Below are 20,499 nucleotides of genomic sequence, written 5' to 3' on the forward strand. Positions count from 1 at the left end.
TTCAGTCGGTTAGAATACCGGCCTGTCACGCCGGGGGTCGCGGGTTCGAGTCCCGTCCGCTCCGCCACTAATTTGAAGGCCTTCCCAGATGGGAAGGCCTTTTTGCTATGGGCGGTTTTATCAAGTGACCCACAGGTTTGCACACCAGAATCAACACAAAGCCCGGTTTCATAACCGGGCTTTTGTATTTTTAGCGCCTTAAACCACCAATATCTGGCTTTTCTCTGCCAAGTAAGAGTGCCAGATAGCCGATTATTCCCACCATTTTCTGGCTATATCCGAGCCTTATCAGCCATTTGAGCGAGTTTACAGGCGGCCAAATCAGCCTTCTGCTGCCTGCTGGCTACAGGGCAGTTCCATATTGATCACCCCCTCTTCCATCTGCACATCGATCTTGAAGGCCAGCAGCTTGGCTAGGTTGGGAATACCGAGATTGCCGTATTAATCAGGTATCGTTCAAGCAAAGAGGCCTTCCCGACGGGAAGGCCTCTTTGCTTTATGTATCAGCTGATTACCATCACTCGGTCGATTTATCAGGGCTTCTCTTTGTTGCCAATGCTCAGGCCGAGCTTGATGGAGAGGGCTGCCAGTAACAGCAGCATCATGATCAGGGAGAAGAAGTTGCTGCCAAGCTCCGGGTATTGCACCTTGAGCAGCGCGGAGTGGCCGAAGACACCGATAAAGAAGCAGAGCAGGGTGCAGATGGGGGTGTTGCCCACCATGGGTTCATGGCGATAGTGCTGGAACAGCTGATAGGCCGCCAGCCAGAGGGCAATCAGCGGGAAGAAGGAGAAAGGCACGACCGAGTTGGTCAGCACGGCCAGAGAGGCATCGCCACAGATACCAATCAGCATGGCCATGGCGAGCGGTTTTTTCGGGATCATAAGCTGTTCAGTCATATCGTTCTCCATCCTGTGGTCATGGGTGAGGTTCACGGCGCTTCTGGTTTTGTACCTCGGCGCCCATGGCGATCATCCGCAGTTGGCGAATTGTTCGGTCGGAGAGTGCACGGCACTCTTCGCTGGTCATGTCGAGTGCATCGGCACCGGCACTGAAGACGATGGTGACCATGGCTTCTGCCTGGATGTAGGCATCTTCCCGTGGTGCTTCGGTGGTGGCTTCCAGATAATCGGTCAGCTCTGCGATAAAGTGCTGGATTTCGCGAGCCACCGCCTGACGAAAGGCGGCCGAGGTGCCGGAGCGTTCCCGCAGCAGCAGCCGGAAGATGTTGGGGTTGTTCTCGACAAACTCCATAAAGGTCTGCACCGAGGTGCTGATGACACTGCCACCACCGGCAATGCGCTGGCGTGCCTGGCGCATCAGTTGGCGCAGGGTAAGGCCTCCTTCGTCAACCAGGGTCAGGCCCAGTTCCTCCATATCGCGAAAGTGGCGATAGAAAGAGGTGGGCGCGATACCCGCTTCGCGAGCGACTTCCCGCAGGCTGAGATTGGAGAAACTCCGATTGGCGCACAGTTGGCTGAATGCAGCATCGATCAATGTACGCCGGGTTTTTTCTTTTTGTTGAGCGCGAATACCCACGAAATCAGTCACCTTCAGCTTAACGAGGACAAATGATAACCCGAAGGCGCCTCAGGATCAGGTTTGTATCCTATTTTTTTTACCATTGACCGTGAGGAAATCACCATAGAAAATGGCTAACAGCTGTTCGCTGAAAGGATGCAATGAGATGGCCAGACCCCCCATTATTTTCACCAATACCCTGCTGTTCTCCCTCTCCGGGATAGTGGCGTTGATTGTCGTGCCCTGGTACGGCGTGAGCCACGGTTACGATCTCTGGCAGTGGGCCAGTTTCCTGTTGTTGTTCTGCCTTAGTGGTCTCTCCATCACCGCAGGCTATCACCGGCTCTGGTCGCACAAGGCCTACAAGGCGCACCCCGCTTTGCAGTGGTTGTTTGCCATCGGCGGTGCGTTGGCGCTGCAGAATTCGGCCCTGCACTGGTCGGCCGATCACCGCCATCACCATCGTCATGTGGATGACAACGATAAAGACCCCTACAGCGCGGGGCGCGGTTTCTGGTATTCGCACATCGGCTGGATGTTGCGGGAGCATCAGGAAGATCGCTATGGTGATTACAGCAATGTGCGAGACCTGCAAAACAACCCGGTGGTCGCGTTTCAGCACCGTCACTATCTGACGCTGGCACTGGCGGCTAATCTGGGGCTGCCGCTGCTGCTTGGCCTGTGGCACGGGGACTTGCTCGGCATGTTGCTGTTGGCGGGCGTGCTGAGGATGGTGATGACTCACCACACCACCTTCTTCATCAACTCGCTGGCCCACATCTGGGGCAGTCAGCCCTATACCGATCGCAATACCGCTCGCGATAACGGCATCCTGGCTTTTTTCACCTTTGGCGAGGGGTACCACAACTTTCACCACCTGTTCGAGAATGATTACCGCAACGGCATTCACTGGTGGCAGTTCGATCCGACCAAGTGGTTGATCCGGCTCGCCTCCTGGTGCGGTCTGGCGGGAGATCTCAGATCTTCGCCGGAGGAGCGTATCGAACAAGCCCGGCTGCAGATGCAGCTGAAACGGGCACAAGCCAAGTTGCGCAAGCAGGAAGATCGTGAACTGTGGCAGGCGCTGTTGCAGGAGGAGTACGACAAGCTGAGCCAGCAGTTGCAACACTATTACGCCAGTCGCAAGCGGCTGCTGGAGCTGCGCAAGCGCAAGGCGCTGGCGCGCTATGACCGCCTCAAGCTGCAACTGGAGTACCGGGCCCTGCGTGACGGCTTCATCGCTGGTAAACGCAACTGGAGTCGTTTGCTGGCAGGTATTGCATGATGCCGTCCGGTTATCACAGAGACTAAAAGAGAAGACCGCCTGCTGGCGGTCTTCTCTTTTATGATTCAACTCAAGCTAGTTGGCTTGGCTCTGCTGTTGCTGCAATTGATCCAGTGCCTGTTGCTCCTGCTGGCTGAGACCCAGTTGTTCGCAGGCCTGCTCAAAGCTGATCCCCAGATGGCACATCATGATATCGATGGCGGGCAGATAGTTTTTCATAGCTTCTTCCATGGTGATCCTCCAGACCCGTCACTTATGCCCTGAACCACTCGGTGCGGCAATTAGACTTTAGGCTTAGTTTGTCCATTTGATCAGCACCCCTGCCACTGGGGTAGGGAATTTGTTACCCTGCACCATGATAAAAACGGTTGCCGTATGACTGCGAGCAACAGGTGAGGAGCAGGGCATGTTATTGAGTTTCTTGATCATCGCTTCAGGTTGGTGGCACATCCGTGCTGCCTACGGTTCAGACTGCCGCCAGTTCTATATCAGCAAGCCGCTTACCATGCTGCTTATCATCGCGTTGGCGTTCGGCTACCAGAGTTATGACCACGATGGTTCACACGCTTGGATCCTGCTCGGCCTTTGTCTCTCGCTGGCGGGCGATGTGCTGCTGATGTTGCCAAGCGATCGCTTCATTCAGGGGTTGGCGGCATTTCTTGTCGCGCATCTCTGCTATATCGTCGGTTTTGCCCAGGGGCCATTGCTGCTCAATCTGGTGGATGGTTTGCTGCTGTTGCTGATCGCCGGCATGGTATTCGGCCTGCTGTGGGGCAAGCTGGGGGAGATGCGGATCCCGGTCTTCTGCTACATGCTGGTGATCATCGGCATGGCCTGGGTGGCCGCCGGTGCCTGGCACGCCTCTCTCACTGCCGGTTCGGCCGCCGCTCTGGTGGGGGCGCTGATGTTCCTCTTCTCCGACAGCATGCTGGCGCTCGATCGCTTCCGCCACCCCTTTCCCCACGCCCGCGCCTGGGTGATGAGTAGCTACTTCGCAGCGCAATTCCTGATCGCGGGGTCGCTGGCGGGATAACGCCTTCTGGTTGAGTGCAGGTAACAGATAACGAAAAACGGGCATTGGCCCGTTTTTCGTTTTATGCCCGGCGTTTTTCACGCCTCTAGCGGTTCGGCATCCGCAGCCCGTGGGGCGGGGGATTTGAGCAACAGCATCAGTGCGCTGGCGATCAGCAGGAAGATCCCCATGATGTAGAACACCTGGTTGTAGGCCATGATGGCCGCCTCCCGGTTGATGGTATTGGCCAGCATGGCGTGGGCTTGCTGCTGGGCAATCTCGGGGCCTGAACCCTGCGCCATCATGCTCTGGGCCAGTTGCAGCAGATAGCTCTGCCCCTCGATACTGCTGGCGGCCAGAGTGCTGCCAATCTGCAGCACATGGGTGCGGGTATCGTTGTCGAGCAGGGTCGCGATGATGGCGATACCGAACGCACCACCGAGGTTGCGCAGCACGTTGAGCAGGGTCGAGGAGGAGGGGATCTCGTCGTGGCTCAGGCTGGCGGTGGCGACCAGGGAGAGCGGCACCATGATGAAGGGCTGCCCCAGCGCCCGCACGATGAGGGACTGGATCAGCTGCGGCCCGGCGTAGTCGGCACTCATGTTGACGTTCATAAAGCAGCTGACGGCGAAGATCAGGAAGCCGAAGCTCACCAGATAGCGCGGGTCTATCTTGTGGGTCAGCCTGGGTACCAGCGGTAGCACCAGCAGTTGCGGTAGTCCCATCCACATCAGGACTTCGCCGATTTCCAGCGCGTTGTAGTTGTGGATCTGGGTCATGTAGAGCGGCAGCACATAGATAGATCCCATCAGCGCCATGCCGAGGATCAGATAGGCGAAGCAGGCCAGCGCGAAGCGCGGGTTGTGCAGCAGCCGCAGATTGACCAGCGGGTGACGGCGGATCAGCTGGCTGATGACGAAGAACACCAGCGCCACCGCCGAAATGACTGCCAGTCGCACGATGAAGCTTGAGCCGAACCAGTCTTCCCGGTTGCCCTCTTCCAGTACCACCTCCAGCAGGCCGAGGCCAAGCGCCATGGTGACGATGCCGATGAGGTCTACCCGCTTGATCACGGCCCAGTCCACCGGTTTTTTATCAAGCCCGTGGGCCAGCATGGCCATCACCAGCAGTCCCGGCGGCACGTTGAGATAGAAGATGTAGTGCCACGACATCTGCTCGGTGAGCCAGCCACCGAGGGTTGGGCCGATGGCGGGGGCGAAGGTGGCGCAGAGGCCAAACAGCGCCATGCCGGTGGCCCGCTTCTGTAACGGCAACAGGGTGACGATGAGGGAGAAGGCCATCGGGATCAGCGCCCCGCCAGTGAAGCCCTGCAGCGCCCGGAAGACGATCATGCTGGTGAGGTTCCAGCTGAACGAGCAGAGCACGGAGGCGGCGATAAACGCACCGGTGGTCCAGAGCAGGTAACGGCGCACACTCAACCCCCGGCTCAACCAGCCGCTCAGGGGGATGGCGATCATCTCCGCCACCAGATAGGAGGTGGAGATCCAGGAGCTCTCGCTCAGGGTGGCCGACAGGGCCCCCTGAATATCCTTCAGGGAGGCATTGGTGATCTGGATATCGAGGATGGCCATGAAGGCGCCGATAAGGCCCCCCATGACCGCGATCCAGTTGCGACGTGGAATGGGTTCCATCAGTTGGCAGCCACCACGGGCTCAGGAGTGCGGGTATCCACGATCACTTCGGTGGAGAGACCCGGCAGCAGCTTGCCTGCCAGCGGACCTGGCTCGGGGATGCGGATCTTTACCGGCACCCGCTGCACGATTTTGGTGAAGTTACCAGTGGCATTCTCCGGCGGCAGCAGGGCGAACTTGGCGCCGGTCGCCGGGGCCAGGCTGTCGATGATCCCCTCGACCGGTTGATCCGGGTAGGCATCGAGCACCACTTCGACCTTCTGGCCCGGCTGCATATGGGCGAGCTGGGTCTCCTTGAAGTTGGCTTCGACCCACACCTGCTGCAGCGGTACCAGGCTGGCGACCTGCATGCCGGACTGGACGTAGAGCCCTTCCCGCAGGCTGCGCTTGCCAATGATGCCGTCAGCAGGCGCCCGCAGCTCGGTGTAGCCGAGCTCCAGCTTGGCCTGCTCCAGTTGCGCTTCGCTCAATGCCAGCTTGGCCAGATTCTGTTTGCGTTCGGCATCCAGTACCAGCAGTCGCTCACGGGCCGCTTGCAGGGCGGCTTGGGCCTCCCGGGCTTGCGCCTGATTGACCTGCAGGCCTGCTCGCACCTCGTCCAGACTGTCTTGCGAGCTGTAGTGGCGCTGGTTGAGCTGACTGATCCGGTTGACCTGCTGGCTGGCGCGCAGCTGTTCAGCATTGGCGGAGGCGACCTTGGCCTCGGCCTGCTGGATCAGGCTCAGTTGTTGGGTGCGGGTGGCGGCCAAATTTTCGGCCGTCGCCTGATTGAGGCGCAGGTCGGCTTCGGCCTCCGCGACCCTGGTTTTGTATTCGCGATCATCGAGACGAGCGATCAGTTGGCCCGCTTTGACCGGCTGGTTGTCGGTGACCAGCACTTCGCGGATATAGCCGGGCAGCTTGGAGCTGATCCCGGTCACTTCACTTTGCAGATAGGCGTTGTCGGTGCTTTCAAAATAGCGGCCGTGAAGATACCAGTAACCGGCGAACAGCAGACCGAGCAGCGCCAATATCATGGCTGCCAGCAGGGGAATTTTTTTGTGTTGACTCATTTTTGTGATTCCTGAACTTAAGGGGCGCAGGCTAACACTGGTCAACTGTTTCGATTAGTATTGGTTCACGAGATATACAGTTTCACTGGTGCAACAATGGATCTCAATGCCGCGTTAATTCTGGTGCGTATCGTCGACAAGGGCTCGTTTACGGCGGCCGCCCGCGAGCTGGGGATGACCAAGGCGATGGTCAGCCGCCGGATCGCCGAGCTGGAACAGCGGCTCGGTGTGCGTCTGCTCTATCGCTCCACTCGTCAGCTCACTTTGACCGAGGAAGGGGAGAAGTACTACCTGCACTGCAGCAAGGCGGTCGATGCCCTGACCGAAGCCGAGCTGATGCTGAGCGCCAGCCAGCAGGAGGTAACCGGCACCCTCAAACTGGCGGTGCCCATCGAGACGGGGCAACTGGTGGTTGGGCGCTTGGTCGCCAAGTTTTTGCAGGCCTATCCCGCCCTGCAGGTGGAGCTGGAGCTGACCAACCGGGTGGTGGACCCCATCAGTGAAGGGCTGGATGCGGTGGTGCGGATTGGCGACATGAGCGACTCCAATCTGGCGGCGCGCCGACTCTGGAGCACCGGAAGGCTGCTCTGTGCCAGCCCGGACTATCTGGCCCGCAGCCCGGTCATCGAGCGGCCGGAGGATCTGGCCAACCACGAGCGGGTGACGGTGAGCAGCGGGTTTCTCGCCTCTCACTGGTGTTTCGAGCTGGATGGCAGAGAGGTGCTGGTTGACCCCCCATCCCGTTTTCGGGTCAATAATATTACCTGTGCCCGGGAGGCAGCGAAGGCGGGGCTGGGGTTGGCTTCGTTACCCGCTATGCTCTGTCAGGATGAGCTGGCCAGCGGCGAATTGGTGATCCTGCTGCCAGAGTGGCAGCAACCCAGGGTGCCAATTTATTTGCTGTTTCCGGAGCGGCAACTGATGCCGCGCAAGTTGCGGGCATTCATCGATTTCATGATTGAGAACGGCGCTGAGTTTGGCATCGACAAGTTGTTGTAAGGGGGAGCTATGGATAACTGGATCAATCTCTATCGCGCCTCACACACCCTGGAGGCGCACGCGTTGAAAGGGGCGCTGGAGGCGGAAGGGGTGCTGGTGCGCCTCAATGGCGAGGGGCTGTCTGGCGCCCTTGGCGAACTGCCGGTCGACATGTTGCAGGTGACCCTGATGGTGCGGGCCGAGGATCGCAGCAAGGCAGGACGGGTCATCGAGCGTTACCAGCAGCGTCAGGGTAACGGCTGGCTGTGCGGCCAGTGCGGGGAGGAGAACGGCGCCAACTTCGACGTCTGCTGGCGCTGTCATCACGATCCCCACGACAGCTGATCTCTCTTCCGCTAGCGCGGCGGGAACTCGATATCTTCCCCTGCGCTGGCATCGTGATAGGTCGCCAGATCCAGCTCGTTTTCGCTGCGGGCGATCAGCACCGACACCAGAATATCCCCCGATACGTTGACCGTGGTGCGCGCCATGTCGAGGATCCGGTCAATGCCTGCAATCAGTGCCACCCCTTCCAGCGGCAAGCCCACCGCTGTCAGGGTCAGGGTCAGCAGCATCAACCCGGTGCCAGGGGTACCTGCCGTACCGATACTGGCCAGGGTGGCGATGCTGATGATGGTCAGATAATCGACCATGTGCAGATCCACCCCGAATGCCTGAGCTACGAACAGCGCTGTCACTCCCTGATAGAGGGCGGTGCCATCCATGTTGATGGTGGCGCCGATGGGCAGCACCTTGGCGGTGATGGCGGGAGAGACTCCCAGCCGCTTCTCGGCGCAGGCCAGACTGATGGGCAGGGTGGAGTTGCTGGAACTGCTGGTAAACGCAACCGCCTGGGCATCAACGATGCTCTTGAAGTAGTGCAGCGGATTGAGCCGTGCCAGCAGGAGCAGCAGGGTGCTGTAGACCCCGAGCACGTGCAGCAGGCAGCCGAGGTAGACGGCGCCGATCACCTTGAGCAGCGGCAGCAGCAGGTCGAGACCGTACTTGCCGGTCATCCAGGCCATCAGAGCGCAGACACCGTAAGGCGCGAGCGCCATCACCATCTGGGTCAGCTTGAACATCCCCTCGGCCAGCGAGGTGAAGAAGAGGATGGCGGGGCGGCCACGGCGACCGCTGGCATTGAGGGCGACCGCCAGCGCCACCGCAAAGACGATCACTTGCAGGATCTTGCCATCCACCATCGCCTGTACCGGGTTACTCGGCACCAGATGGCTCAGCACGCTGGCCAGGGTGGGTGGTTCCGACATACCGACCCGCTCATAGGGGCCCATGTCGGCACCCATGCCGGGTTCCAGCAGCCAGCCCATCATCAGGCCGATGCAGATGGCGATGGCGGTGGAGCAGAAGTAGAGGCAGATCGCCTTGCTGCCGATGCGATCGAGGGCCTTGCCCTTGAGCAGCGAGGTGAGACCGGCGATGACCGAACAGAAAATGAGGGGCACCATCAGCATCTGGATGGTGTTGACGAACAAGACGCCAAGGGGCTTGAGCAACAGGGCTTGCTCTTCAAAGCTGACGCCCAGACCCACCCCTGTCAGCATGCCGATCAGGGTCTTGAGCCAGAGTGGTCGGCGGGTCCAGATCTGCCAGGGCTTGAGAGCCTCTCCATGGAACAGCATGACGCCAATATCCTTATACATTGTCTGCGATGGCCAAAAAGGGGCGCCAGTGTAGCGATCCCTGACGCGGGTTGCCACATTATCGACAAAGCGGTGGCGGTGACCACTCCCCTGACCAGGTAATGCGCAATTTATTGGCCTATATCAAGATCCCTCCGGGCGGGGAGATATTTAATTGGCATTAAATATGTTCATTATTGAGGTGAGAGATGTCGCAATCGGTTCATGGTCACGAAGTGATGGAGATGATGTTGGCACAAGGGGGGCAATTTACCCGTGCCAGCCTGAAACAGGCGATGGCCGAACGGTTCGGTGCCGAGGCCCGTTTTCATACCTGCAGTGCCAGCGAGATGGATGCGGAAGCGCTGATCGATTTCCTGGCCGCTCGTGGCAAATTCATCGACTCGGCTGAGGGTTTCCAGACCCGCGCAGACAAGATCTGTAACCACGGTTAATCCCGCTGCGAGCGCATCATGGCGCTCGCTCAATTCTTCGCCCTTTGCTATATTTCGCCCCCTCTCTTTTCCCTATTCAGGGCGTAGCCAGGGCGTTGTATGGATACTTTCTCTGCCGCAGTCATGCTGTTTCTGATCATGGACCCGCTGGGTAACCTGCCGGTCTTCCTCTCTATCCTGCGTCATATTGATCCCAAGCGACGTCGCAAGGTGATGGTGCGCGAGCTGCTCTTCTCGCTGGCCATCATGATGCTGTTCCTGTTCGTCGGTCAGCAGATCCTCGGCTTCCTCAACCTGCGGCAGGAGGCGGTCAGCATTGCGGGGGGGATCATCCTGTTCCTGATCGCCATCAAGATGATCTTTCCGAGTGAGGGGGGCGTGACCGGGCTGGCGGCGGGCGAGGAGCCCTTCCTGGTGCCGATGGCGATCCCGATGATTGCCGGCCCCTCGATCCTCGCCTCTTTGATGCTGCTGGCCAATCAGGAGCCGACCCGGATGGTGGACTGGTCGCTGGCGCTCTTTATGGCCTGGGCCGCCAGCGCGGTGATCCTGATGTTCTACGAGGTATTCAACAAGCTGCTGGGTGAGCGGGGACTCACTGCGGTGGAACGGTTGATGGGTATGCTGTTGGTGATGATCTCGGTCCAGATGCTGCTGGACGGGGTACATCACTATCTGGCGGTGACCGGCCAGGGCTGAGTGGTTTACATCTTGAAGTGAATGAAACGGGGCTACGCAGAGCCCCGTTTTTTGTGCCGCCGAGAAGGCGTGCCGTCATCCGTGAGTGGTCGCTGCAGGTTCCAGTTTGCTCATGATGAGGGACAGCAGCAGCTCCCGCAGCCAGCGGTGGCCCGGATCCTCGCTGTGACGCTGATGCCAGATCAGCAGATGGGAGATGCTGTCCAACCCGATGGGCAGCGGCAGCTGTAACAGCGGATAGACCTGGGTGGCGTGGCGGGCGTAGAGCCGGGAGAGCGTTACTATCATGTCGGAGTGCATCCCCATCCGCAGCGCCGCCTCGAAGGAGGGCACGGTTGCCTCGATACGCCGGTAGAGATCCTGCTCTGCCAGCTTGTGATCCAGCATCCAGCGGTCCCGCCCCTCGCAGTAAGTCTGTACATGGGGATAGCTGAGGTAGTGCTCCAGATTCCAGTTGGGCTCCCGCAGCGCGGGGTGGTGCTGCTGCACCAGACAGGTGAGATCATCGACCGCCAGCACTCGCTGACAGATGCTGTCGGGCAGGGTATCGAGCCGATAATCGGAGCTGATGCAGTTCTCTCGCACCGCGAAGGCGATGTCCACCTGTCCCTGACTCATCTCGGTCAGACTGTTCTCGGTCCACTCCTCGTAACGCAAGCGGATCCTTGGTGCCTGCCGCTTCAGCTCGCTCAGGTAGAGCGGGGCAAACAGGGTAAAGGCGCTGTCCATGCTGGCGATGACGAATTCCCGCTCCGAGCTGGCGGGGTCAAACTCGGGCGGCTGGATCAGGTTATCCAGCGACAGCAGGATGGGTTGCAACTGCTGCTGCAGTGCAAGGGCACGGCCGGTGGGTTCCAGCCCGTAGGCAGATCGGATGAAGAGGGGATCATTGAAGGTATCGCGCAGACGGCCGAGGGCTTTACTGACCGCGGACTGGCTCAGATGAAGGCGGCGTGCCGCCTTGCTGCCGTTGCGCTCTTCCAGCAATACCTGCAGGATAATCAGCAAATTGAGGTCGATGCGACCCAGTTGTTCCAGCAGCATGATATGAATCCTCTTCAATTCTAAGATGAATTTATACCATTTGTTTTCATATCTTGGCGATCTTATCCTCGAATGGTCTCAGGTTCGCATGAACCACTGGTACAGGATGTAGCGGTTGAGGGGACATGTAGCACAATCAATATGGCGACCTCAGGGTCGCCCTATTTTTTGGCTATGATTTATTTGCTCACTTGCACCTGCCTTGATTTTGCCCAACAATCCCTGCGCTCTATTTTGATACAAGTAACAGATATCTCTTTGTGAGGGAGTATCCCTATGGGACTCGGTGGAATTCATATCTGGCATATGCTGATCCTCTTGCTGGTCGTTGTGCTGGTCTTCGGCAGCAAGCGTCTTGCCAGTGCAGGTGAGGATCTGGGGACCGCCATCAAAGATTTTCGCAAGGCGATGCGTGACGACGCAAATCATCCGAAATAAGCAGTAGGAGTAGAAAATGTCTGTAGACGAGAAAGTTGAACTGAACGAAACCTGTGACAGCTGCGGCTGTTTTGCCGAGATCGGCACCATCATCGGCGAAGGCGACGATGTGATGGAGCTGGTTATTGAAGCCGCGGCCGAGGCGGATGCCCGCGCCAAGCTGGCTGCCTATGAAGTACTGGCCAAACAGGTCACCGCCGAAGCTCAAGTGAGCAGCGAACTGACCCAGGGCGCCAACGGCGTGATCCTGAAAGCCCGCCTGCAATTCACCTGCACCGCCGAAAAACTGATTTTCGAAATGCGGGCCCGCTCTATCTGAGTTGTCTGATAACGCGGCAGGTTTGCCTGCCGTGTTGACCCTTCTGCTGTGGGTCGGCGTTCTATAGTTACTCTATCCCACAGACGTTTTGCCCGGCGCGAGTCGGCCAACAGAAGGCGTAAATATCATGACGCAGCGATGGATCTCTGCCCCCAATCCCACCCTCTATCGTGATCCGTGCTGCCAACAGGCAGCAGGCGTGACCTCAGCACAGGGGCAGCCATCGTGATGCGACGCTGGATTTGGGCTCTGCTGGCCCTCTGCTGTTTTTCCCTGCTGGCGGCTGAGCTCAAGCCGGTGCGTTTGCCCCAACCCGGGGACCTCGAAAGCATTCTGCAAAAGCGCGAACTCAGGGCTCTGGTGGTCTATGAGCGCGGTTTCTATTTTCTCGATCGCGGCACCCAGTACGGCATTCTGGTCAATCAGCTGCAAGGATTCGAGCGCTGGCTGAACAAGACCTATCTCGCCAAAGAGAAGGTCAAACTCAAGGTGGTCTACATCCCGGTGCGGCAGGACAAGCTGCTGGACTATCTGACCGAGGGGCGTGGGGATCTGGTGGCGGCGACCATGACGGTGACCCCGACCCGGCGTGAACAGGTGGCCTTCTCCCGGCCGCTCATCTCTTCCATCGAGGAGTGGGTGGTTAGCCAGAACAGCCTGCCCGCCTTCAGCCGCATTACCCAGCTCTCCGGCAGGCGGGTCTGGGTGCGGGCCAGCTCCAGCTACTACGAGAGCTTGCGCCAGCTCAACTGGTTGTTTCGCGAGTTGGGGCTGCCCCCCGTCTATATCGAGACGGTGCCCGAATATCTACAGGATGGCGATCTGCTGGAGATGGTGGCCGCCGGCATTATTCCCCTGACGGTGACCGACAGCTACAAGGGGCGGATCTGGCTGAGTGGCATGATCTCCGGTCTCAAGGCTCACAAGTTGATCCCCCTGCGCAGCAACGGCACCAGTGGCTGGGCGCTGCGCAAGAACAGCCCCGAGCTGCTGAAAGCGGTCAATGGCTATCTGGCGAGCGTCAGCCGCAACAGCCTCTACAGCGACATGACCCTGCGCCGCTTGCTGGTTCGCAGCGATCAGATGAGCAATATCCTGGCGCCGGATCCCATGGGGCGCCTCGCGACCATTCGCAAGGTGCTGGAGAAGTACGCCAATCAATACGATCTCGACTGGCTGATGCTGGCGGCGCTTGGCTACAAGGAGTCCGGCCTCAATCCCAAGGCGCGCTCGCCCAAGGGGGCCGTGGGCCTCATGCAGTTGCTGCCCAGTACGGGGCGGGAAGTCGGCATCAACGGCGCCAGACTCACCACGCTGGAGGGAAATGTGGAGGCCGCCTGCCGCTACATGCGGTTGATCCTCGATACCTACTTCAATGATCCCAAGCTGGATCGGCTCAACCGCCACCTGTTTGCCCTCGCCGCCTACAACGCCGGGCCGAACCGGGTGCAGGCGCTGCGAGGCAAGGCGGAGAAACTGGGACTCGATCCCAACGTCTGGTTCGGTAACGTGGATCAGCTGGTGGCCAACGAAGTCGGACAGGGGCCGATCAACTATGTCGGCACCATCTACAAGTACTACGTGGCCTATCGTTTCAGCCTGCCCCAGATCGAGGGCAAGGCTGCCGCTATCGAAGCGGCTCAGCCCTGAGCCGGTTGACCGGCAGAGTCGCCTGCACGGTCGGCAATTGCCAGCCACCGTCCCTGTGTTGCAAAAACCAGTGAGCAGGGCCGGTGGCCGGGATGAGATCTGGCTGGCTGAGCTGGCCCAGATAGCGCAACATCGGGGTATCATGCAGTTCCATCAGCAACTCCTTTTGAATATGTGAAGAGGCTCGCCAGCGTTATGACACCCGGCCATGACAGCAGGATGACACCATGATCCCCGGATCCTTTGCCCTGATCGACGATCCCCAGCTGGCGCTCAAGGTGCGTTGTCACTGGATCCGCCATGCCCGCGAGCGGATCCAGGCGCAGTACTACAGCTGGGAGGAGGACAGCAGCGGCAAGCTGCTGCTGAGCGAGCTGCTTCACGCCGCCCGGCGTGGCGTCAAGGTACAGCTGCTGGTGGATGATCTCTATGCCGGTGACAACCGCTTTCTGGAGATGGTGGCTCACTACCCGGGGATCGAGGTACGGCTGTTCAACCCCTTCTGGCTGCGGGGCTGGCGCCCGCTGGCACTGCTGCTGGAGGGACTGCTCAGCTTTCGCCGCATCAACCACCGGATGCACAACAAGCTGCTGCTGGTGGATGGCAAGCTGGCGCTGATCGGCGGGCGCAACATCGGTGATCGCTACTTCGGTCTGGATCCGCAAGCCCCCTTCGTGGATCTCGATCTCGCCTGTCAGGGGGGACTGGGCCAGCAGATGGTGCAGGGGTTCGAGCAGTTCTGGCACAGCCGCTGGAGTCACCCCATCCGCCATCTGTTGCGCCGCGAGCTGCTGCCCGCCGAAATAGAGGTGGTCAACGACTTCCTGTTCACCATGACGGATCCGGCGGTAGCGACGGTCTACGATCTGCCCGCGGCGCTGTTTGACGAGCGCGATGTGTCGCTGCAATGGCATGAGGGGCGGGCCGAGGTGTGGTTCGACCGTCCCGGCAAGGGGCTTATCTCCCGTCCCACCACTGCCCGTCAGCTCTGGCGCCAGCTGGCTGACAATCCCGGCTCGCTGGGGTTGGTGACCCCTTACCTCATCCTGACCCGCGGGTTCCGGCACCGTCTGGCGCGGCTGCGCCAGCAGGGGATCGCCATCGACATTCTCACCAACTCGCTGGCCAGCACCGATGTGCCACTGGTCTATGGTGCCTATCAGCGTTATCTCGGCTGGTTGCTGCGCCAAGGGATCCGGGTCGCCGAGTTTGACCATGGCCACGGCAGCCTGCACGCCAAGTTGATCCTGCTGGGGGAGGAGCGGGCGCTGTTCGGCAGCCTCAACCTCGATCCTCGCTCACTCTTTCTCAATACCGAACTGATGCTGCATCTGCACTGCCCGCCGATCTGCGAGGCGCTGCGAACGTGGCTGGCTCGCTGGCAGGAGCAGGCCGGTGGATTGCCGCGCAAACCCGAGGGGTGGCCAAGGCGACTGATAGCCCGTCTGAGTGACTGGTTGCCCCTGCGCCGTTGGCTGTAAGGCAGCCATTTTTTGTGCGAGATCTCGCAAAGCCTTGTAAGCCATTGCTGATGCCCTTTGCGGGTGAATAACCATGCATGAATCTATCTTGCTGTTTTATAACAATTTAGTGGTGATGATAAGGCTGTTTTTTGTACTCTGATGTGAATGGAATTAGCATAAAAACGTTTTTTATTTTGTTTTTATGCGTAATATTTCAGTTGCAAGGACAAACACGGCGGCTTGTCTGCCGTGTGGACGAAGGTTGTAACGGGTAGCTGGCCGGTTGCATTGCTGCAATTGGCGCGTACTTAAGATGGGTCGCGAACTATCGGAAAGTGAAACAGAGACCTGGCGTGGCCGGACTCCAATATGGAACATGCTATTTGCGAGGGGGTGACATGGACATGTCACCCCACTTTTTTGGTTCTTTGGCGAGTCTCGAGCCAATGAACGTTGGCCGCCAGGGGGCTGGTAAATAGCCTGACACGATATGGACCACTCTCGACCGCATTGAATCTCGGCAGCCCAGGTGAATGTAAAAAGGCCCCCTTGCATTAGCGAGGGGGCCTTTTTATCGGCCAGCGATCAGGGAGATATCAGCCCTTGATGCGCTCGATGCGGCCACCCAGACCCTGCAGCTTCTGCTCGATGTCTTCGTAGCCACGGTCGATGTGATAGATACGGTCGACGATGGTGGAGCCTTCGGCCACGAAGCCGGCCAGTACCAGGCTGGCGGAGGCGCGCAGATCGGTCGCCATCACCTGGGCGCCCTTGAGTTGCTCGGTGTCACGGCAGATGGCTACGTTGCCCTGCAGTTCGATGTCTGCACCCATCCGTACCAGTTCGGGAACGTGCATGAAGCGGTTCTCGAAGATGGTCTCGGTGACCATGCCGGTACCTTTGGCGACGGCGTTCAGCACGGTGAACTGTGCCTGCATGTCGGTCGGGAAGGCCGGGTAGGGGGCAGTCTTGATGGTGACCGGTTTGAGGGTGCGGCCAGTCATGTCGAGGGTGATCCAGTCTTCACCCTTCTCAATCAGGGCGCCAGCCTCTTCCAGCTTGACCAGTACCGCTTCCAGCAGGGTCGGGTCGGTCTTGCGGCAGGTGATCTTGCCGCCGGTGACCGCTGCGCCCACCAGGAAGGTTCCGGTTTCGATGCGGTCAGGCTGCACGCTGTAGTTGCCGCCGTGCAGACGCTCGACACCGTCGATGGTCAGGGTGTCGGTGCCCGCGCCCTGGATCTTGGCGCCCAGAGTATTGAGGAAGTTGGCCAGATCGACCACTTCCGGCTCACGTGCGGCGTTTTCGATCACGGTGCGGCCTTCAGCCAGGGTGGCGGCCATCATCAGGTTTTCGGTACCGGTCACGGAGACCATATCCATCAGGATGTGGGCGCCTTTCAGGCGGCCATCGACACGGGCCTTGATGTAACCATCTTCGATGGTGATCTTGGCACCCATCAGCTCCAGGCCGTGGACGTGCAGGTTGACCGGACGGGCACCGATGGCGCAACCGCCGGGCAGGGAGACATCAGCGGCGCCGAAACGGGCGGCCAGCGGGCCCAGCGCCAGAATGGAGGCACGCATGGTCTTCACCAGCTCGTAGGGGGCGACGTGGTTGTTTACGGCACCGGTCAGCACGGTCACATTGCCGTTGACCTTGGTGGTCGCGCCCAGCATCTCCAGCAGCTTGATGGTGGTACCCACATCTTTCAGGCGCGGCACGTTGGAGAGGTGTACCTCTTCATCACAGAGCAGGGTCGCGAACAGGATCGGCAGCGCGGCGTTTTTGGCGCCGGAGATGGTCACTTCGCCGTTGAGAGTACAACGACCATCGATTTTGAATTTGTCCATTTTTACTTCGTTACCAAATCAGGAGGGCAATAGGAATTTACGTTCGCGTTTCCACTCGGCGTCGGTGAACGCTTTGATGGAGAGGGCGTGAATGGCGTTGCTGGCGATCTTGTCCATCAGCGGGGCATAGATGGCCTGCTGCTTCTTGACCCGGCTCATGCCGTCAAACATGTCACCGACGGCGATCACTTGGTAGTGACTACCGTCCCCTTTGACATGGACTTCGGACAATGGCAGAGCCTCAAGGAGTATCGCTTCAATTTCAGAGACTTGCATTATGCGTCCTCAGTTGTGAGCGGGGTTGACTGAAACAGCCCGGCCACCCCGTAGAGGTTGGCCAGGGTATAGAAATCACTGGAGGCGCCCACCAGTTGCGGTGTGGCGCCTCGCGCTAATACGGCTTTGGCCCATTTGACCAGCAGGGCCAGTCCGGCGGAGTCGAGGGTGGTGACGCCGCCGAGCTCGAGCTGGTCGTCCTGCCACCATTCGGCGCGGCGTTGCCACAGGTCATTGACCTGTGGCGCCTGCAGCTCACCGCTGAGAGTCATGGTTTGAGTACCAGCGGCTTGGCGTTGTGCTCGCGCAACTGGGCGATCACCGCATCGATGCCATTCTGGCGAATGAGGCCGCCCAGCTCGCTCTGCTTGGCGGAGAGCAGGCTGATCCCCTCTGCCACCATGTCGAAGGCTTTCCACTCGCCGGTCTTGTTGTTCTTGCGCAGTTTGAACTCGAGGAAGATGTCCGGCTTGCCGGCCTCTTTCACGCTGACGTTGACGGCGGTGATGTTGCCGCTGGGAGCTTTGCCCGGCTCGACCTTGACGGTCTGCTTGTCAAAATGGGCCAGCGCATCGGCGTAGGAGCTCACCATGTACTCGGTGAACACCTCGACGAAGGCATTGCGCTGCGCTTCGGTGGTCTCTTTAATCTGGTTGCCAAGCACCTTGTAGGCGGCGAAGCGGTTGTCCACATAGGGCAGCAGCTCTTCGCGGATGATCACCCGCAGGTGATCCGGATTGCTCTTCACTTGGGCCTGATCGGCTTTCAGGCGGGCAAAGGTCTGCTTGGCAGCCTGATCCACCAGCGCGTTGGGGTCGGTGGCATCGACTGCGGCCTGGGCAGACAGGGAAAAGAGCATGCTGGTCATCAGACCCAGCAGCAGGGCGATTTTCTTGAACATGATTACTCCTTCTTGCTGTCTGATTTGCTGTCGGAGGATTGGCTGTAGAGGAACTTGCCAATCAGATCTTCCAGCACGATGGCGGATTTGGTGTCTTCAATCAGGTCGCCATCCTTGAGCATCTCGGTGCCCATCTCCTCATCGCTGAAGCCGGGGGCCAGACCGATGTACTGCTCGCCGAGCAGACCGGAGGTGAGGATGGAGAGGGAGCTGGTATCGGCGAACTCGCCAGCGCTCTTTTGCATCATCAGGGTCACTTCGGGCACCTGGGTTTTCGGGTCCAGTACGATGTCGCTGACCCGACCGACCACCACGCCGCCGACCTTGACCGGCGAACGGACTTTCAGGCCGCCGATATTATCGAAATGCGCGCGCAGGGTATAGGTTTCTCCTTCCGGTTTGAAGCTCAAACCGGCCACTTGCAGGGCCAGTGCCAGAATGGCACCGATGCCAGCCAGCATGAAGGTGCCGACCAGGAATTCTACTTTGCTGAACTTCATCTTTACCTTATCCAAACATGACTGCAGTGAGTATAAAATCCAGGCCGAGCACGGCGAGGGATGAGTGGACCACGGTACGGGTCGTGGCCTGACTGATCCCGGCCGAGGTCGGCTTGGCATCATAGCCGTTAAAGAGCGCAATCCAGGTGACCACCAGGGCGAAAATCAGGCTCTTGATGGCGCCCTGCATGATGTCCTCATGCCAGTCGACGGAGGCCTGCATGGCAGACCAGAAGCCCCCTTCGTCCACGCCGAGCCAGTCCACGCCGACCAGCTTGCCGCCGAAGATGCCGATCAGGCTGAACATAAAGGCCAGCAGCGGCATGCTGATGACGCCAGCCCAGAAGCGGGGGGCAACCACCCGGCGCAGCGGGTCGACCGCCATCATCTCGAGGCTTGAAAGCTGCTCGGTGGCCTTCATCAGGCCAATTTCAGCGGTCAGGGCCGAACCGGCACGGCCGGCAAACAGTAGCGCCGTGACCACAGGACCCAGCTCCCGCAGCAGGGAGAGGGAGACCAGCGGTCCCAGACTCTGCTCGGCGCCGAAATCCTTCAATACGTTGTAACCCTGCAGCGAGAGCACCATGCCGATGAACAGGCCGGAGACCAGAATGATGGCCACCGACTGCACACCCACCACATAGAGCTGCTGGACAAGCAGCGGGAAGTGCTTGCGCGGCTCGGGTTTGCCGGCCAGCGCATGGAACAACATGATGGTGGCGCGACCGACGGAGCTGATAAACCGCACTCCGACCCGCCCCAGCTTGCTTATTTGACTTATCAACATCAGAGATCCTGTAGCAGATCGCCTGCCGGAAAATGAAACGGAACAGGACCATCGGGCAATCCTTTGAGGAACTGCTCGACTTCGGGATTGTGCTCCTCGCGCAGCTGATCCGGCGTACCGTGCGCCACCACCTTGCGATTGGCAATGATGTAGGCGTAATCGGCGATGCTCAGAACCTCTTTCACATCGTGGGTGACGATGACTGAGGTGATACCGAGGGCATCGTTCAGCTCCTTGATCAGCTTGACCAGCACCGCCATGGTGATGGGATCCTGCCCGACGAACGGCTCGTCATACATGATGAGGTCGGGGTCAAGGGCGATGGCCCGAGCCAGCGCCGCCCGGCGCGCCATGCCGCCGGAGAGCTCGGAGGGCATCAGTTTCGCCGCGCCGCGCAAGCCCACCGCCTGCAGTTTCATCATGACGATGGTGTGGATCAGCTCCTCCGGCAGGCCGGAGTGCTCTCGCAGCGGGAAGGCCACGTTGTCGTAGACCGTCATACCGGTAAACAGGGCGCCGCTCTGGAACAGCATGCTCATCCGCTTGCGCACTTCATAGAGGCGCGAACGGGAGAGGGTGGGGATATCTTCCCCGTCAAACAGAATGTGACCGGACTCCGGCTTGAGCTGGCCACCGATCAGCCGCAGCAGGGTGGTTTTACCGATGCCGCTCGGGCCCATGACGGCGGTTACCTTGCCACGAGGAATGGTCAGGTTGATCCCGTCATACAACAGCCGATCTCCGTGACTGAAGGTCAGATCGGAGATGGTGATCAGGTCATTGTTCAAACAATTGTCCATCCGGTGTAAATGAGGTGCGAATTTTATGGGGTAGTCTAGGTCTAAGCAACAGCAAGGAACAACTATTGAACAGGCTGCAAGCCCATTTGCACGACAGTTTTCTGTAACAAAGTGCGTCATCGAGAGCGGGACTTGCCATCCGATTCGCTTATCCGGGCAGACTTTTTTATAATC

The 20,499-nt window shown here is 59.3% G+C and carries 25 protein-coding genes; 10 read left to right on the top strand and 15 right to left on the bottom strand.

All coding sequences use genetic code 11. The annotated features are described in order from the left end of the window. Positions 1-533: 533 nt before the first annotated feature. Both G5315_RS09195 and fabR read right to left on the bottom strand, forming a co-directional pair. Positions 534-899 carry a YijD family membrane protein gene (locus G5315_RS09195; protein WP_005339919.1) on the bottom strand — a complete coding sequence of 122 codons (366 nt, stop codon included), beginning with the start codon at positions 897-899 and terminating at the stop codon, positions 534-536. A 19-nt stretch (positions 900-918) separates the two neighbouring features. Next, a complete protein-coding gene (gene fabR, locus G5315_RS09200) occupies positions 919-1,539 on the bottom strand; it encodes an HTH-type transcriptional repressor FabR (RefSeq protein ID WP_005339921.1) in 621 nt (206 codons plus the stop codon). A gap of 148 nt (positions 1,540-1,687) precedes the next feature. On the opposite strand from fabR, the gene G5315_RS09205 reads away from it, so the two are divergent. Then, on the top strand, positions 1,688-2,806 hold the full coding sequence (locus G5315_RS09205; RefSeq protein ID WP_421332937.1) for a fatty acid desaturase: 1,119 nt from the start codon (positions 1,688-1,690) through the stop codon (positions 2,804-2,806). Between the two features lie 75 nt (positions 2,807-2,881). Here G5315_RS09205 and G5315_RS09210 read toward each other — a convergent pair whose 3' ends face one another. After that, positions 2,882-3,025: a hypothetical protein gene (locus tag G5315_RS09210; RefSeq protein ID WP_162182404.1), complete on the bottom strand. Its 144-nt coding sequence runs from the start codon at positions 3,023-3,025 to the stop codon at positions 2,882-2,884. 187 nt (positions 3,026-3,212) lie between these two features. Between G5315_RS09210 and G5315_RS09215 the strand changes: the two genes are divergently transcribed. Further along, positions 3,213-3,839, top strand: coding sequence for a lysoplasmalogenase (locus G5315_RS09215; protein ID WP_113740353.1), 627 nt, complete (start codon positions 3,213-3,215; stop codon positions 3,837-3,839). 77 nt (positions 3,840-3,916) lie between these two features. Here the strand turns inward: G5315_RS09215 and G5315_RS09220 are convergent, their stop codons facing one another. Continuing rightward, entirely contained in the window at positions 3,917-5,470 is a 1,554-nt protein-coding gene (locus G5315_RS09220) for a DHA2 family efflux MFS transporter permease subunit (protein ID WP_227341808.1), read from the bottom strand. After that, a complete protein-coding gene (locus tag G5315_RS09225) occupies positions 5,470-6,522 on the bottom strand; it encodes an HlyD family secretion protein (protein ID WP_021231553.1) in 1,053 nt (350 codons plus the stop codon). Before G5315_RS09225 ends, G5315_RS09220 begins: the two co-directional genes overlap by 1 nt. A 96-nt stretch (positions 6,523-6,618) precedes the next feature. Here G5315_RS09225 and G5315_RS09230 point away from each other — a divergent pair, with 96 nt between their 5' ends. Together G5315_RS09230 and G5315_RS09235 are read left to right on the top strand one after the other, a co-directional pair. Beyond that, positions 6,619-7,521: a LysR family transcriptional regulator gene (locus tag G5315_RS09230; protein WP_139433146.1), complete on the top strand. Its 903-nt coding sequence runs from the start codon at positions 6,619-6,621 to the stop codon at positions 7,519-7,521. Between the two features lie 9 nt (positions 7,522-7,530). Further along, complete coding sequence (locus tag G5315_RS09235; protein ID WP_005339933.1) at positions 7,531-7,845, top strand: DUF2007 domain-containing protein; 315 nt, start codon at positions 7,531-7,533, stop codon at positions 7,843-7,845. An 11-nt stretch (positions 7,846-7,856) separates the two neighbouring features. Here G5315_RS09235 and G5315_RS09240 read toward each other — a convergent pair whose 3' ends face one another. After that, positions 7,857-9,140: a dicarboxylate/amino acid:cation symporter gene (locus G5315_RS09240; RefSeq protein ID WP_203119382.1), complete on the bottom strand. Its 1,284-nt coding sequence runs from the start codon at positions 9,138-9,140 to the stop codon at positions 7,857-7,859. A gap of 209 nt (positions 9,141-9,349) precedes the next feature. On the opposite strand from G5315_RS09240, the gene G5315_RS09245 reads away from it, so the two are divergent. Both G5315_RS09245 and G5315_RS09250 read left to right on the top strand, forming a co-directional pair. Next, positions 9,350-9,595: a YecH family metal-binding protein gene (locus tag G5315_RS09245; RefSeq protein WP_005357633.1), complete on the top strand. Its 246-nt coding sequence runs from the start codon at positions 9,350-9,352 to the stop codon at positions 9,593-9,595. Between the two features lie 99 nt (positions 9,596-9,694). Then, entirely contained in the window at positions 9,695-10,294 is a 600-nt protein-coding gene (locus G5315_RS09250; protein WP_041234986.1) for a YhgN family NAAT transporter, read from the top strand. A gap of 75 nt (positions 10,295-10,369) precedes the next feature. Here G5315_RS09250 and G5315_RS09255 read toward each other — a convergent pair whose 3' ends face one another. Beyond that, positions 10,370-11,338 (bottom strand): LysR family transcriptional regulator, encoded by a 969-nt coding sequence (locus G5315_RS09255; RefSeq protein WP_005357635.1) that lies wholly within the window; start codon positions 11,336-11,338, stop codon positions 10,370-10,372. Positions 11,339-11,614: 276 nt separating this feature from the next. Between G5315_RS09255 and tatA the strand changes: the two genes are divergently transcribed. From tatA to G5315_RS09270, 3 genes are all read left to right on the top strand, one after another. Continuing rightward, entirely contained in the window at positions 11,615-11,776 is a 162-nt protein-coding gene (gene tatA / locus G5315_RS09260) for a twin-arginine translocase TatA/TatE family subunit (RefSeq protein WP_005339944.1), read from the top strand. A gap of 16 nt (positions 11,777-11,792) precedes the next feature. Continuing rightward, positions 11,793-12,095, top strand: coding sequence for a YfcZ/YiiS family protein (locus G5315_RS09265; RefSeq protein ID WP_227341809.1), 303 nt, complete (start codon positions 11,793-11,795; stop codon positions 12,093-12,095). 228 nt (positions 12,096-12,323) lie between these two features. Beyond that, entirely contained in the window at positions 12,324-13,745 is a 1,422-nt protein-coding gene (locus G5315_RS09270) for a transglycosylase SLT domain-containing protein (RefSeq protein ID WP_421332938.1), read from the top strand. On the opposite strand, the gene G5315_RS09275 is transcribed toward G5315_RS09270, so the two are convergent. Then, complete coding sequence (locus G5315_RS09275; protein ID WP_005339947.1) at positions 13,723-13,899, bottom strand: hypothetical protein; 177 nt, start codon at positions 13,897-13,899, stop codon at positions 13,723-13,725. The genes G5315_RS09270 and G5315_RS09275 overlap by 23 nt on opposite strands. Positions 13,900-13,972: 73 nt before the next feature. Here G5315_RS09275 and G5315_RS09280 point away from each other — a divergent pair, with 73 nt between their 5' ends. Further along, entirely contained in the window at positions 13,973-15,226 is a 1,254-nt protein-coding gene (locus G5315_RS09280) for a phospholipase D-like domain-containing protein (RefSeq protein WP_421332939.1), read from the top strand. A 578-nt stretch (positions 15,227-15,804) separates the two neighbouring features. Here the strand turns inward: G5315_RS09280 and murA are convergent. From murA to mlaF, 7 genes are read right to left on the bottom strand one after another with little or no spacing between them, the layout of a single operon-like run. After that, positions 15,805-17,061: a UDP-N-acetylglucosamine 1-carboxyvinyltransferase gene (murA, locus tag G5315_RS09285; RefSeq protein WP_201938913.1), complete on the bottom strand. Its 1,257-nt coding sequence runs from the start codon at positions 17,059-17,061 to the stop codon at positions 15,805-15,807. 18 nt (positions 17,062-17,079) lie between these two features. Beyond that, positions 17,080-17,337: a BolA family iron metabolism protein IbaG gene (gene ibaG, locus G5315_RS09290; protein ID WP_005306001.1), complete on the bottom strand. Its 258-nt coding sequence runs from the start codon at positions 17,335-17,337 to the stop codon at positions 17,080-17,082. Continuing rightward, complete coding sequence (locus G5315_RS09295) at positions 17,337-17,609, bottom strand: STAS domain-containing protein (protein WP_005336352.1); 273 nt, start codon at positions 17,607-17,609, stop codon at positions 17,337-17,339. Before G5315_RS09295 ends, ibaG begins: the two co-directional genes overlap by 1 nt. Continuing rightward, positions 17,606-18,238 carry an MlaC/ttg2D family ABC transporter substrate-binding protein gene (locus G5315_RS09300; protein WP_005336350.1) on the bottom strand — a complete coding sequence of 211 codons (633 nt, stop codon included), beginning with the start codon at positions 18,236-18,238 and terminating at the stop codon, positions 17,606-17,608. Before G5315_RS09300 ends, G5315_RS09295 begins: the two co-directional genes overlap by 4 nt. Positions 18,239-18,240: 2 nt before the next feature. Beyond that, on the bottom strand, positions 18,241-18,738 hold the full coding sequence (gene mlaD / locus G5315_RS09305; protein ID WP_005336348.1) for an outer membrane lipid asymmetry maintenance protein MlaD: 498 nt from the start codon (positions 18,736-18,738) through the stop codon (positions 18,241-18,243). A 7-nt stretch (positions 18,739-18,745) separates the two neighbouring features. After that, a complete protein-coding gene (gene mlaE, locus G5315_RS09310) occupies positions 18,746-19,525 on the bottom strand; it encodes a lipid asymmetry maintenance ABC transporter permease subunit MlaE (protein WP_005336345.1) in 780 nt (259 codons plus the stop codon). After that, positions 19,525-20,325, bottom strand: a complete 801-nt coding sequence (gene mlaF, locus G5315_RS09315; protein WP_005336343.1) for a phospholipid ABC transporter ATP-binding protein MlaF — start codon at positions 20,323-20,325, stop codon at positions 19,525-19,527. Before mlaF ends, mlaE begins: the two co-directional genes overlap by 1 nt. Positions 20,326-20,499: the final 174 nt, after the last annotated feature.

Origin of the sequence: Aeromonas sp. 603607, from assembly GCF_049171595.1 — a bacterium.
GTDB classification, from domain to species: Bacteria; Pseudomonadota; Gammaproteobacteria; order Enterobacterales; family Aeromonadaceae; genus Aeromonas; species Aeromonas veronii.